The organism is Paenibacillus sp. PastM-3 (genome assembly GCF_029893965.1).
Taxonomy (GTDB): domain Bacteria; phylum Bacillota; class Bacilli; order Paenibacillales; family Paenibacillaceae; genus Paenibacillus_AQ.
In genome coordinates this window covers 338,451-352,420 of the sequence record NZ_JARXXP010000003.1, presented here as the reverse complement: position 1 = coordinate 352,420, position 13,970 = coordinate 338,451, and the positions used below count along the sequence as shown (strand labels likewise).

12 protein-coding genes and 1 pseudogene are annotated in these 13,970 nt (G+C 52.1%); all 13 read right to left on the bottom strand.

Annotated features, from left to right (window positions below; genetic code table 11):
* Positions 1-146: 146 nt before the first annotated feature.
* Positions 147-1,409: a cytochrome c biogenesis protein CcsA gene (ccsA, locus tag M2108_RS08245; RefSeq protein ID WP_277468439.1), complete on the bottom strand. Its 1,263-nt coding sequence runs from the start codon at positions 1,407-1,409 to the stop codon at positions 147-149.
* Positions 1,406-3,094 (bottom strand): cytochrome c biogenesis protein ResB, encoded by a 1,689-nt coding sequence (gene resB / locus M2108_RS08240; protein ID WP_277468440.1) that lies wholly within the window; start codon positions 3,092-3,094, stop codon positions 1,406-1,408. The genes ccsA and resB overlap by 4 nt, the downstream gene beginning before the upstream one ends.
* On the bottom strand, positions 3,091-3,615 hold the full coding sequence (locus tag M2108_RS08235; RefSeq protein WP_221798098.1) for a redoxin domain-containing protein: 525 nt from the start codon (positions 3,613-3,615) through the stop codon (positions 3,091-3,093). Before M2108_RS08235 ends, resB begins: the two co-directional genes overlap by 4 nt.
* Positions 3,616-3,725: 110 nt before the next feature.
* Positions 3,726-4,484 (bottom strand): pseudouridine synthase, encoded by a 759-nt coding sequence (locus M2108_RS08230; protein ID WP_090718397.1) that lies wholly within the window; start codon positions 4,482-4,484, stop codon positions 3,726-3,728.
* A gap of 20 nt (positions 4,485-4,504) precedes the next feature.
* Entirely contained in the window at positions 4,505-4,849 is a 345-nt protein-coding gene (locus M2108_RS08225) for a peptidoglycan recognition protein family protein (protein WP_277468441.1), read from the bottom strand.
* Between the two features lie 894 nt (positions 4,850-5,743).
* A complete protein-coding gene (locus M2108_RS08220; RefSeq protein ID WP_042197015.1) occupies positions 5,744-6,019 on the bottom strand; it encodes an HPr family phosphocarrier protein in 276 nt (91 codons plus the stop codon).
* A 34-nt stretch (positions 6,020-6,053) separates the two neighbouring features.
* Positions 6,054-7,970, bottom strand: a complete 1,917-nt coding sequence (locus M2108_RS08215) for a beta-glucoside-specific PTS transporter subunit IIABC (RefSeq protein WP_277468442.1) — start codon at positions 7,968-7,970, stop codon at positions 6,054-6,056.
* A gap of 134 nt (positions 7,971-8,104) precedes the next feature.
* On the bottom strand, positions 8,105-8,956 hold the full coding sequence (gene licT, locus M2108_RS08210) for a BglG family transcription antiterminator LicT (RefSeq protein WP_277468443.1): 852 nt from the start codon (positions 8,954-8,956) through the stop codon (positions 8,105-8,107).
* Positions 8,957-9,046: 90 nt separating this feature from the next.
* Positions 9,047-10,472 (bottom strand): annotated as a pseudogene (locus M2108_RS08205) (glycoside hydrolase family 1 protein).
* A 246-nt stretch (positions 10,473-10,718) separates the two neighbouring features.
* Entirely contained in the window at positions 10,719-11,252 is a 534-nt protein-coding gene (locus M2108_RS08200) for a spore maturation protein (protein ID WP_042178321.1), read from the bottom strand.
* 7 nt (positions 11,253-11,259) lie between these two features.
* Positions 11,260-11,925, bottom strand: coding sequence for a nucleoside recognition domain-containing protein (locus tag M2108_RS08195; RefSeq protein ID WP_277468444.1), 666 nt, complete (start codon positions 11,923-11,925; stop codon positions 11,260-11,262).
* A 39-nt stretch (positions 11,926-11,964) separates the two neighbouring features.
* The gene (locus M2108_RS08190) at positions 11,965-13,170 is read right to left on the bottom strand and encodes a D-alanyl-D-alanine carboxypeptidase family protein (RefSeq protein WP_277468445.1); all 1,206 of its coding nucleotides are present in this window, start codon (positions 13,168-13,170) and stop codon (positions 11,965-11,967) included.
* Between the two features lie 273 nt (positions 13,171-13,443).
* The gene (ytfJ, locus tag M2108_RS08185; protein ID WP_277468446.1) at positions 13,444-13,917 is read right to left on the bottom strand and encodes a GerW family sporulation protein; all 474 of its coding nucleotides are present in this window, start codon (positions 13,915-13,917) and stop codon (positions 13,444-13,446) included.
* Positions 13,918-13,970 lie beyond the last annotated feature (53 nt).

The window sequence follows — 13,970 nt, the reverse complement described above, 5'->3', positions numbered from 1 at the left end:
CTATCACACCCGAGGCATGGAAATTACATTCATGGGATTTACATTACTATAACGCAAAATAACACCGGATAAACGAATGATTCAAAACTTGCACATGTCTCAGATTCCTGTGACGAGGCTGCAGCTGTCCTGCTCCTTACCCCGTCTTAGTCCGTTCCCGCGTAGGAATGAAGTCCGGCAATGACCAGATTCACACCTACCAGGGTGAACATGACAACCAGAAACCCGAGCACGGCCAGCCAGGCAGATCTGCGTCCCTGCCAGCCGCGGGCCAGCCGCAAATGCAGATAAGCACTGTAGAACAGCCAGGTTACCAGCGCCCAGACCTCCTTGGGGTCCCAGCCCCAGAACCGGCCCCAGGCAACCTGTGCCCAGATCATGGCAAAGATCAACGCCCCCAGCGTAAAAATCGGAAAGCCGATGGCAATGGCCCTGTACGTAATCTCATCGAGGTCATTCTCGTCAATCCCGTCCAGCACCGGATGAATGGCCTTGCCCAGCGGCTTGCGGATAATCAGCCGGAGAATGCCATAAAGAATCAGACCGGATAAAAGCGACCAGATTACGGTATTGAATTTGCGCCCGGCGTTTACACCATTCATCCAGGAAGGAGCTTCAAACAACGGCTCCTTTATGCCGAGAAAAGGCTGGAAATGCTCTGTTTCGCTCTGGTATGGTGCCACAATCGGCGGCATTTTATAGCTCACTTTCTCTATTGTACTATCTCCCTGCCCGGCGCTGTCAATCGTTACATCGCTGCGGACGAAAACAGATTCGTACCCGCCTCCGCGGAAGGCGAACACACTCCCGAGAAATCCAATTATAACAATGATTGAGAAGAGAGTAAATTCAACCAGCCGCTGCTGCTTGCGGTCACTGCGTGCAGTACTGTCAAAATTCACGGTGCGCAGCAAATACATCAGACCTGCCGCAAAGCCGACGGCGAAGAAGGATTCCCCCAACGCGGCAAGTGTAACATGGATATTCAGGTATATCGATTTCAATGAAGGAATCAGCGGCTGCACTTCCTGCGGAAATACCGCTGCATAAGCCATCACTATTATAGAGACCGGAACCGCAAACACCCCGAGGATGATTTTGCGGTAGATGGCAAAAATGACAGTGAACGCTACCATAATCATCATCGATAAAAAAGTCATGAATTCATACATATTGCTGACAGGAATGTGGCCTGCCCCCATCCAGCGGGTAATGAAATAAGCGAGATGGCAAATAAGTCCGAGTGATGAGGCGATAAAAGCGATTTTGCCAAAGCGGGCGGTATGCTCCTCAGGCTTGCGGCCCGACCAGCGGCGGCCCATAATGGCGATCGTATACAGCATAAACGCACCGCTGTACAAAAAGAAGGCAACAATAAACACATCACTGCTGAAATCGAGCAGGCTCATGCCAGACCTCCCCCGTTGTCCAATGATTTTTCATCGACTATCAGGTCTACCTTATGCAGAATGGCAACGATCTCACGGCGGAAGCCGAACCAGTTCTTGTTGGTGTGCCCGCCAAGCACTAGTTCCCCGTCCTCTACACAGAGCCAGATGCGTCTGTGCTGCCAGTAAAAGCCGAGTATAAGCCCCAGCATAACAATCCCTGCCCCGACCCATACAAACGGCATTGCCCGGTCTATCCGGATATTGAGATAAGAGGTCGATGCCGCAAAGTCAACATCGCTCATATCCTGCACTTCAAGCTCCAGAAAACGTCCGCTGCCGCCCAGCCGGTCATTGATCGCCACCTGCTGGAACTGCTCCTTATCTACCTGTTTGGGAAAATAAAAATACTGCTGGCCTTCTTCCGGCAGCCCCGGACCCGTAATGAGAAACAGGAAGGCCGGCGCGTTCGGATAAGGCGATTTGGATACCGGCCGGCCCTCATCATTAAGGCCGAAATCCATATATTTCTCTTTCAGGGAGAGGGTGTACGGCCCTGACTGGAACGTACGCTCCGGATTCTTCATATCAAGCTTGAATTTGCCGTAGCCTTCTCCGGTGGCCGTATTTACCAGCACCGGCTGTACCGAGCGCAGCACGGGAGTCAGGTCATAATCAAACTGATACGCTTTCAATCCTTTGTAGCTTAATGGTGAATTCACTCTGATATCATGTCTGGCGACCTCTGAAAGCTGCGGTTCCTTTGACGGGTCCGTGCAGTCAGCTGTACACTCATAGAGCACCGCCCTGGTCTCATAAAGCTTGGGCAGCACCTTTTTGCCGCGGAACTCCTCGGGCATTTCCTCATCACTGTAAAACTCGACTGTAAACTGCTCATTCTTCAGATAATACGTTGTATCCGGAATCCGCGTGGCCTCACCCTGCTGAAAAGCAAGATGCTGATCCATATTAAGTCCCGGCAATCCACGCGCCAGTACGGCAAGCAAAAATATAATCAGGCCGATATGTATTACATAAGGTCCCCAGCGGCTGAAACGATGCTTCTCGGCCAGCAAAGCCGACCCGTCCGTCTTGACATGGTAGCCTTTCTTCTTCAGCGGCTCTATCAGTTCAGCTACCCAGGCTTCGGGTTCAGCCGTCAGCGGTGTCACCAGAACCGCTTTCTGGCGGGTCAGAAACTGACGGTGCTTGCGCACCTTCTGTCGGGTAAGCGCCTTATACAGCGGAAGCACACGGTCCAGGCTGCAAATCACGAGCGAGGCGCCGATCATCACAAGCAGAGTCACAAACCACCAGGATTCATAGGTGTGCGAAAGGCCGAGTCTATAATATATATTACCGGCTCTTCCGTACGTTTCTTTGTAGTAGGTAGAAGCATCAATGTTAAGAAAAGTGCTTTCCTGCGGGAAAATGGTCCCCAGCGTGGAGCCTAGCAGTGTCAGTACAATCAGATAGATTGCTATTTTGACAGATGAAAAAAAGTTCCACACCCGGTCAATCAGCCCCGGATTGACGCGCTGCGAGCGGCGGGCAACACCGTCGTAGCGCATCTCCAGATTATGCTCAGCTCCCAGCTCCTTCTCATCCAAAGGCTTGCCGCAGGCCTCGCACAGCACAGTTCCAACCGGGTTCTGATGGCCGCATTCACATTTGGTATTGCTGACCAGAGGTTCCTTTGAGGTCATGGGTCCACCAGCTTCCCGATTTGCGCCTCAAGCGAGTCCAGATCCAGCTGCCCGATGTGAATGCTGTCTACTTTTCCTTTTCCGTCAATGAAAAAGGTGGTCGGGAGAGGGGAAACGCCATAGCTGCGTACCGCATCACGTCCGGTATCCATAATAACAGGGAAATTGATGTCAACCAGCTTAACGAAATTCTCCACAGTCATTTGATCTTCCCCGACATTGACGCCGACAACAACTACCCCCTCATCCTTCCACTTCTCATACTGGGCCTGAAGAGCGGGCATTTCCTTTACGCAGGGACCGCACCAGGAGCCCCAGAAATTCAGCACGACCGGCTGCCCCTTGTACTCGTCCAGCGTATGGGTCAGGCCGTCTAGCCCCAGCAGCTCAAAGGAGGGCGCTTTACTGCCTTCATGCGGTTTTCCGTCTCCGCCGAACACCGAAGTGCCGATTGCATACCCTCCAAGCAAAAGTATCAGAAACAGAATTACGATTTGAATCGGCTTTCTCGCTTTGCCCACACGCGAAGCCCCCTTCTGTGACGCAATTCATAATTTAGTTGTCAGGTGTGAACATCCTATGAACATTATACCGAATATTGTCACAGTTTTAGGAGAGGAAATTGTGAACGTTATGTGTCTTTGCGGGTCTGGTTTGCTTTGAGCGCTCCCGCCTTGGCAATCTGCTGCAGATGGTTAATTTCATCCTTGGTTAGATGGCGATAGGAGCCGCGCTTGAGATTCTGCAGCAGAATGTCCCCGAAGGAAATCCGCTTGAGCCGGATAACCGGATGCGAGATCGCTTCAAACATCCGGCGGACCTGACGGTTACGGCCTTCATGGATGGTAATGCTGATCACCGATTCCTTGTTTTCCTCATCGACATCCTTATATTCCACTTCAGCCGGTGCAGTCATGCCGTCCTCCAGCTTGATGCCGGCCTTCAGCTTGTCCAGCGCCGTGCCGTGCGGTACACCCTTGACCGTGGCCAGATACGTCTTAGGGACATGGTGCTTCGGATGGGTTAGCAGATTCGCAAACTCCCCATCATTCGTCAGCAGCAGAAGCCCTTCTGTGTCATAGTCCAAGCGGCCCACCGGGTATACCCGCTCCTTGATCCCCTTCAAATAATCCGTTACTACCTTGCGGCCCTTATCATCGGATGCGCTTGTAATGACACCCTTAGGCTTGTTGAACATAATGTAGATTTTATTTTCGCCCCGGATCAGTTTTCCGGCCACCTTAATAATATCCTGTTCGGGGTCCACTTTCGTACCAAGCGTAGTTACGAGCTCCCCGTTGACCTCCACTTTACCGGCCAAAATCAATTCTTCACACTTGCGTCTGGACGCAACACCTGCTTGCGCCAAAATTTTCTGTAATCTTTCCATTTTCGACTACTCACCTCAGGTTAATGATAACCATCAGCGGGATAAATCACAAGTTCATTCCATGGAAAAAATGCTCCAGGACATGAATTATTATGCGGCTCGATCACCAGCGGCGAAATATGATAGCGCGCAGCCAGCTCCAGAAGGAGCCTGCCTGTGGCAAAGAGCTGCTCCCGGCGGCCCGGAAGCCGCGGAAATCCCTTTTCCTCGCCGTAATCCCCTTCCAGACAAATGTGGATATAATCCGGGTCCGTCAACAGCGGAGCAGCGTAAATTCCGCCGTCCGTCCCTACCCAAAAATCAAACCCCTTGCCGTTTATCGACGGACAGCGGGAATGATGCAGAATAAATCCTTTATATTCCAACGCATGCCGGCCTCCTTCCGTATTGCTGAAATAGCATATGATTGGGGGGAGGGCGGCGTGACGGGGTGTTTTTTAAATCATGCGGATGGGGCGGATGGGCTGCAGCCGTAACTGCGGGAAATTTTGGACTTCCGGCCGCTGTTAGGTTTGGATTTCCTGATTTTGTACCGCAGTTTCGGTAGAAATCCAAACCTAAGAGGCGGACGCTACGCTCCTACAGTTCCAAAATTCCCTCCGTTACTCCCGCCCATCCGCTGCGCTTGAAGGCAAAAACAAACCCTCACCCCGCCGAGGGTGAGGGTAGGATGAGGGCAAGCGGCTTGGCAGCGCTTGCCAGCCTGAATGGACAGAGGGAAATTCCCTCTGCCTTTAAATAACATAAAATGTTACAACACCAAATTCCCAAGGTTTCGTCAGAGTGGCCTGCAAGTCCATTGGCACTCACTACCTAGCTTGTACTTACTGCCAGAAGAGGCATCTCCAAAACCTAAGTGAAAAAACGCCAACTAATTTACTCTTCTTCAGACAAATCCGGCATTTAGGTGGAAAAAGCACACTTAGATCATCGAAAAAGCAGCATTTTAGCCACAACAGGAGTGAATAGATGTCCTTTTTCCAACTAGATCTGGCAACTAGGCGAAAACACGGGATGTAAGCGATTTAATTCCAACTAATTGCTGTGGACTGGCGGTGCCGCACTCTATGTAAGCACTCACTAGTTACAAGAACTCATTCTCCGGCTCCTCCAGCTTCTATATTCCCGTGATACCCGGTGAAAAACAGTTCATACCAAAAACTGGTGCCCGAATACCCGCAAATGCAGGTACCGGAACACCAGGAGTTCATTCGTCTGTGACATAGTCAGCTTGATGCGAAGGCGGCATTCAGCCAGCCTTACTCCTGAACCTCGCCCAGCCCTTCCTTAACCATAACCTCCTGCAGCGCACTCAGCGCTTCTGCAGCCTGGCCGCCTTCGGCAATCAAGCTCAGCGTATCGCCGGGCTCCAGGCCGAGCGACAACACGCCGAGAATGGATTTGAGGGTAACCTTCTTGCCGCCGCTTTCGGCGAACACCTCGGTATCTTTAAACTTGGTAGCTGTGTTGACCAGCGCTGTGGCCGGGCGGGCGTGGATACCGTCTTCATCAACGATTTTGAATGTTTTTTGCATAACAGCTTCACTCACTTTCTTCTATTGGAATAGTTTAGGCCTGCACGGTGTAGAGCAGCTCCTGCTCCTTCACTGTGGAACGGCCTGCAGGCTTAATGGAGCTGTACTCGGCGATATTGGTAATAATCACCGGTGTAATGGTGCTGTAGCCTGCTTTTTCAATTTCGGCACGGTCGAACTCCATCAGCAGGTCGCCAACGGATACTTTGGTGCCGGCTGTCACTTTTGGCGAGAAATGCAGTCCCTTCAGCTTCACGGTATCTATACCGATGTGAATCAGCATTTCAGCGCCGTTGTCGCTGATCAGACCAATGGCATGTCCGCTCTTCGACAGGGAGAACACGGTACCGTTTACAGGAGATACTACCCGTCCTTCAGATGGCTGAATCGCAAACCCCTTACCCATGATTTCTTCGGAGAAGGCCGGATCATTCACTTCGCTGAGCGGTTTAACTTCACCGGCAATCGGGCTGTAGATGTCTTCGGTAACCTTTGGAGCAGCTTCAGCTTCCAGCGCATCAGCAATAACAGCAGAGTTTGCCGAAGCATTTGCAGCAGCTGGTGCAGCCGGAGCCGCTTCCACAGCAGCTTCTGGCTCGTCTTCAAAACCAAGGATGTACGTTACGATTGCAGCTACAGCAATACCAATGGCAAATCCGATCAGCGAGTAAATAAAGGTTGCTCCAAGTACCATCGGAATCCCGGACAACCCGGCCAGACCGCCAATTACATAAGCTTTTACTTTAAACAGGCTCAGGAATGCTCCACCGGCAGCTCCGCCGATCAACGCGGCGATAAAAGGCTTTTTGAAACGCATATTCACACCATACATTGCCGGCTCGGTAATCCCCATCAGCGCAGTAACACTTGTTGAGAGCGCCAGCGGCTTCAGCTTGCTGTTTTTCGTCTTCATGAAGACACCGAATGTTGCACCGGCCTGGGCAAAGTTGGCTACCATCATAATCGGAATCATGTAATCATATCCAAGGCTGGCAATGGAGGCGATCATGATTGGAATCAGCGCATAGTGCATACCTGTAATGATCAGCAGGGACATCGTACCGCCCAGCAGGAGGCCCGCAAACAAGCCTGTATTATCAAACAGCCAGGAAATGCCGTCGGTCAGGCCGTTACCGATAATAACACCAATCGGTCCAACAGCAATCAGGGTCAGAGGCACAATTACGAGCAGAGTGACGGTTGGAACAATAATCAGCTTAAGTGAGGCATGTGTAACTTTATCGACTGCTTTTTCCACATAGGAAGCCAGCCACACCGCAATAATGATCGGAATAACCGACGAGGAATAAGTGGCTGCAACAACCGGCAGGCTGGCAAAAGTAACCGGCTCACCCGAGCCGAGCAGTGTTGTTATCGTCGGATGCAGAATGGCAGCACCGATTGCTGCGCCAATGTACATGTTGCTTCCCAGCTTGCGGGCGGCACTGACCGCCAGAATAATCGGCAGGAAGTAGAAGGCGCCGTCACCGATCGCGGAAAGAATGACATAGGTTGAACTGGTGGTGCCCATCCATCCTACAGCTACCAGCAGGGCGATGATCCCTTTGATCATACCCGCACCGGTAATGGCCGGCAGAATCGGAGTGAAGCTTCCGGAGATGAAATCAAGGATGCTGCTCAGGACACCCTTTTTCTTCTTGGACCCGGCATCAGCAGAAGCGGAACTTACTTTCCCGTCAGGAGCTCCCGACATATTCTTGACAAGCTCGTTATATACGACCGGCACATCGTTACCGATGATAACCTGGAACTGTCCGCCGTTAATCATTACACCCATAACGCCAGGCGTTTTCTGCAGGGCAGCTTTATCCGCTTTATTGTTGTCATTCAGGTTGAAGCGCAGGCGGGTCATGCAGTGGGTAACCTGCTCAATATTCTCTTCTCCGCCCACCAGCGTCAATATTTCCTTGGACAATGCTGTTTTATCCATATCCTTATGCTCCTTCAAATTCCGAGTTATTTGGAACAAAAAAAACCTAAACACCACACAGTATCGCGATAAGGCCGCACATACTATTCAGCGTTTAGGTTTTGCCTGCTTAGAGTAACAATCCCGTTTTGCTCTTATTCTGTTGATTCTTCATTCCGGACAATCCGTTCAATGTGAATCGTCATGTACAAAATTTCTTCCTTGGACAGGTTCCGCTTGTAAATTTTGCGGGTGTAATCCGCAATCTTCGCCGCGCAGGCATAAGCTTCCGGGTATTGGACGCGGACAAGATCGTGCAGGGTATGATCCCTGTCCCGTTCGTCAACCGGCGAGCCCTGAACCACCCGCTGGGCAAAAAACTTCAGATGAGTCAGAAAGCGGTAATAACTCAGCGACTCTTCATTCAGCTCGATCAAAAAGCTGCGCCTCACGATATTGGAAATATCCTTCACAATATTCGTGATGCTGACAGTTTCACGCATTTCCCCGTTCAGCTGGGCGTTAACCAGATGCATTGCAATGAAAGCGCACTCGTCTTCCGGCAGCAATACACCCAGCCGGTCTTCGATGATTTGCAGCGCTTTGAGACCGATCGAGAACTCTTTGCGGTACATTCTCTTGATCTCCCACAGCAGCGCATTCTTAAGCTGAAGCCCCTGACGGTGCCGGTCGATGGCGAAATGGATATGGTCCGTAAGCGAGATGTATACACTGTCGTGGAGCTTCTCGCCCAGCACCGTCTCCGCATAGCGGATCACTTCATCAGAGCATTCAACATATTCAATTGGAATGTCCGACAGCAGCGTCATAAGCTTTTGTGAGACTTCTTTGTTATCCAGTGAGAATACCTTCTCAATCTTGTCCTCATCAATAATATCGCCGGTATGCTTCTTGAAGGCAATTCCCCGGCCCATGATGACCAGCTCATTCTGGCTGGCATCGAGTACGGTCACGACATTATTGTTGAGCACCTTCTCAATTTTCATTCCATCACCTTACGCCGTCAGAGTACTAAAAAGGCAAAACCAAAACAGGCACTTAATACTTAATGCCAGCTTCTGGTTTTGCCTGAAAGTTCAGTAACAATCCAGTTTAAAAGAATCCTTTTTGCTGCGCGCGAGTGTACCCTTGCCCTCATCATCCAGGTCGACATAAATGAAGCCGCTTGGACATTTCCGAAGTAGACATGCTCACCAGTTCAATCGGCCCCCAGGCTGTATACCCCATCAGCTCTACGCCGTCCTTGACTGCTTCTTTCATCTGGATAATGTGTTGCTTCAGGTAGTCGATACGATAGGTATCATGGATCGAGCCGTCAGCTTCAACACGGTCGATCGCGCCCAGTCCGTTCTCAACGATAAAGAGCGGTTTCCGGTAACGGTCATACAGCGTGTTGAGCGTAACGCGCAGCCCCACCGGATCGATCTGCCAGCCCCAGTCGGATGCTTCCAGATACGGGTTCTTCACCCCGCCGATCAGGTTGCCTGCTGTTGCTTCGCCTTCGGGTCCGGCTGTTACAGTCAGTGTCATGTAATAGCTGAAGGAGATGAAATCGACAGTGTTGGCGGCAAGAATCTCGTCATCCCCCCGCTCCCGTGCGATCACAATGTTATTTTCGGCAAAATAACGGTTCATGTAGCTTGGATATTGGCCGCGGGCATGCACATCGGTAAAGAACAGGTTCATCTGGTTCTCCACCTGGGCTTTGCGGACATCCTCAGGGTTACAAGTATGGGCATAGGACTCAATTCGGGCAAGCATGCAGCCGATCTGCGATCCCGGAATAATCTCGTGGCCCAGCTTCGTCACCAGCGCGCTAGCCACAAATTGATGATGCAGCGCCTGATATACAGTCTGCAGCTTATTCTCAACCTTATCAGACAGAATACCTCCGCCGGTATAAGCGCTCATTACCATTACGTTGATCTCGTTAAAGGTCAGCCAGTATTTTACCTTATTCCGGTAGCGGGTAAATACGGTCTCGGCGTACTTCACGTAATGCCCGATCACCTCACGGCTGGCCCATCCGTTATATTTCAGGGTCAAGCCAAGCGGAGTCTCATAGTGGGACAGGGTTACCAGCGGTTCAATGCCGTATTTAAGCAGCTCATCGAACACATTGTCATAGAACTGCAAGCCAGCTTCGTTCGGCTCGGCGTCATCCCCGTTCGGGAAAATACGCGCCCAGTTAATCGACATGCGGAATACCTTGAAGCCCATTTCGGCGAACAACGCGATGTCCTCTTTATAACGGTGGTAAAAATCTACACCTTCACGCTTCGGGAAACGCTCACTGTGGTCACCGGCAAGGATCTCGGCAATACGCTCAGAGGAAATTTCCATCGCATGGTCGCCTTTGCGCTGCGCCTTGGGAACATAAGCGATCATATCGGCGGTGGACAAACCTTTTCCGCCCTGGTCAAAGCCGCCTTCAAGCTGGTTGGCTGCCGTTGCGCCGCCCCATAGAAAGTTGTTCGGGAATCCTGTGTTTACTGTGGCCATGAACATAACCTCTTTCTGTAATTTTGTAGGTATGATGCCCGAAAACAAGAAAAACCTAAACCGCTAGTAAAGAAATCCGCCACCTCCAAAAAGAGAAGACAAATGCTTTACCATCAGTTTAGGTTTTGCCTGGCCCGGCCAGTAACAATCCATTAAACGATGAATTTAAGGATTATTTAATTACATTAATCCTAACACAGCAATTCCGGAATTTCAAATCCTCATTTTCAACCGCTCAGATCCGGCCTAGCCGAAGACCAATAAACATACAGCAATGGCGGCAATGAAGCCGACGATATCGGAGAACAGGCCTACCTTGAGCGCATATCGCCCGTTGCGGATTCCCACAGCGCCAAAATAGACTGTCAGCACATACAATGTGGTGTCTGTGCTCCCCTGAATAGTCGATGCAATCATGCCAATTAGGGAATCCGGCCCGTGGACACGGATCAGATCCGTTGTGTAAGCCAGCGAGCCGGTACCGGTCAGCGGACGCAGCAGCCCGAGCGGCAGCACCTCCGGCGGGACACCGAGGCCTTCCAGCGCGGGGGCAATGAAGCCCATCAGGAAATCCAGCGCCCCGGAGGCCCGGAACACGCTGATGGCAACAAGCATGCCGACCAGATGCGGAATGATGGCGATTGCCGTGCTGAATCCGTCTTTGGCTCCTTCTACAAAGGATTCGTACACCGGAACCTTGCGTGTAAAAGCATATAGCGGGATAAAGGTGATCATGACCGGAATCGCCCAGGCCGAGATGAGGCTGATTAGGTGTAACAAACTAGGCTCACCCTTTCATCGAGGTATGCGGGACAGCGGGACCTCCGGCGGCGTGATCGCCCGGCCTGACTGCCGGGGGCTTCGGCGGCCTGCGCAGCAGGGACAGCCGGCGGAACATTCTATCCGCGCCTATCGCAGCCAGCGTCGCTACGGCGGTTGCCGCCAGCGTCGTGCCGACAATACCGGCCGGATCAGCCGAGCCGTAGTTAAGCCGGATCGCGATCAGCGTGGCCGGAATTAGTGTAATGCTGGCAGTATTCAGCGCCAGCAAGGTACACATGGCCGGAGACGCTGTCTCCTTGTCGGGATTCAGCGTCTGCAGCTCCTGCATCGCTTTGATGCCCATCGGTGTTGCCGCATTGCCCAGCCCAAGCAGATTGGCGCTCATATTGGACAAAATATATCCGATCGCCGGATGGCCCTTGGGCACATCCGGGAACAAAAAGCCTACCACCGGCCCGAGCAGCCGGGCTATTTTGCGAAGCAGGCCCGCATCCTCGGCCACCCTCATCATCCCCATCCAGAATACCAGTACGCTAATCAGGCCAAAGCTTACAGTGACCCCGTTCTTGGCTCCGTCAAAGACGGCGGCAGTAAAAGCATCCATCCGGCCGTTCACGGCTGCAAACACAAAGCCGATCACGATCATCCCCAGCCAGATCCCGTTAATCATCCCGGTCCCTCCTCCACCCGGCTCTCTTCCCCGGTACTCTTATAATCTTCCCATCTGCAGCAGTGCCCGCAGGGCGCTTCCCAGCGCCTGAAGCCAGTTATCTGCCGGATATGCGGCCGTTCCCGCCGGACTGTAACGCTTCATGTACATGGATTCCTCGGGCGGGAGCCGGTCCGGCTCATAGACCGGCACCCGGCCAATCTCCTTGCCTCCGAGCTGCAGCACCACAGTGCCCTTTAGTCCGAAGCTGCTGCCCCGGACTGTCTTCTTCCTGGCGGCCGGCTCCTCATTCAGAACCAGCCTGGTCGTTATTCTGGCTTCCTCGCCTTGACCAAGCGGGTAGGCAAATTTGCGGGACGTAACAAAGCTGTACCCGCTGATGCCCTCCCCGCGTTCAATTAAGGTTTTGAGCGGATAATGATTGAATCCGAAATTAAGCAGTGCGGCATGATCATTCCAGTCATTGCCGTCATTCAGCGTCACCGCCACCAGCTGCTGGCCGCCGCGGGTAGCGGAGCTGACCAGGCAGCGCAGCGCTTTTTTGGTATAACCGGTCTTAACCCCGTCCGCACCTTCGTACAGGCGCAGCATTTTATTTTTGTTAGCCCATTTGTAGTCCCATTTCTCATACGGATTGTCAGCTGTCTTCTCCTGTGTCCCCACAATTTCCTTAAATACAGGATTATGCAGCGCATAAGCAGTCAGCACAGCCAGATCGTTGGCACTGGAATAATGCCCTTCTGCATCCAGTCCGTGCGGATTGGCAAAATGGGTATTCTTCAGTCCCAGCTCCTCGGCCTTGGTATTCATCAGATAGACAAACCCCTGCTCCGAACCGCCGACATGCTCGGCGATCGCCGTTGCCGCATCATTTCCCGAGCGCAGCATCAGCCCGTATAGCATATCCTCCAGCAGCATCTCTTCGCCCTGCTTCAAATACAGCGAGGAGCCTTCCTTGGCAAAGGCATTTTTGCCCACCTTCACTTTGGAAGCCAGATCTCCGTTCTCTATCGCCACGATCGCCGTCATGATTTTGGTCAGACTGGCAATCAGCATCGGCTCATCCCCCCGGCTGCTGTACAGGAGCCTTCCGGATTCCACATCAATGAGTGCCGCCGCCCTGGCATGGGTTGAAACAGAAGCGTTCTCCGCAGATACCGGATTCACCGGGACAAGCACTGCGAGCAGCAGGCACATTATCAGAATTAACGACGGCTTCACAGTAATTACAGTTAATGGTTTCATGTTCATCCTCCGGTTTTGATCAGTTCACCTGTCCTTATCCTCCTGCCTGTACAAGTGTATGCTGAACGCCGGGCAGGTATGTCCTTCCCCGGGAAAGCAAAATAACCCCGCAAGCGGGGTGCGGGGTCTTAACCTGCAGGCTGGCTCAGGTACTTACCAGAGCCTCCGAAACACAACCATTTTCTTACTCCAAAAAAGGACACCGCCTTAAGCAGGCGATGTCCCTGATATGCAGCTCCGCATTCCATACGGGCACATTCAGTTATTGGCCTTCTAATGGGCCGATGAACTCGGAGGTGTAGCTTTTACTGACGGAGTTCCTACGATTTCTGCCCCGACCGGCGTCCCGTTGTTCTGGAACATATTCTGGATTTTGTCAATCAGGTTGGGGGCGGAGTCAATGATCTTCTCGAACAGGTGAGTCTGGTTATCCAGCGGCACAATATGTACCCCTTCTCTGCCTACAACGAGAAAAGCGATCGGGCGGATCGATACCCCACCCCCGCTGCCTCCCCCGAAAGGAAGCATTTTGACGCTGCTGCCGCTAGCGTTGACCCCAGGACCGTCATCCTCTACCCGGAAATCGCTGCCCCCTGCGGCAAACCCGAAGGCCACTTTACTGATCGGCAGAATGACACTGCCATCAGGGGTTTCCACCGGATCTCCGACAATCGTATTGACATCCACCATGCCCTTGATATTTTCCATTGCCGTCTGCATTAGTCCTTGGATCGGATGGTCACTCATGTTGAAATCCTCCTTTGGCTTATAAAGACTTCTCAAGTCTTTCACAGGTGATA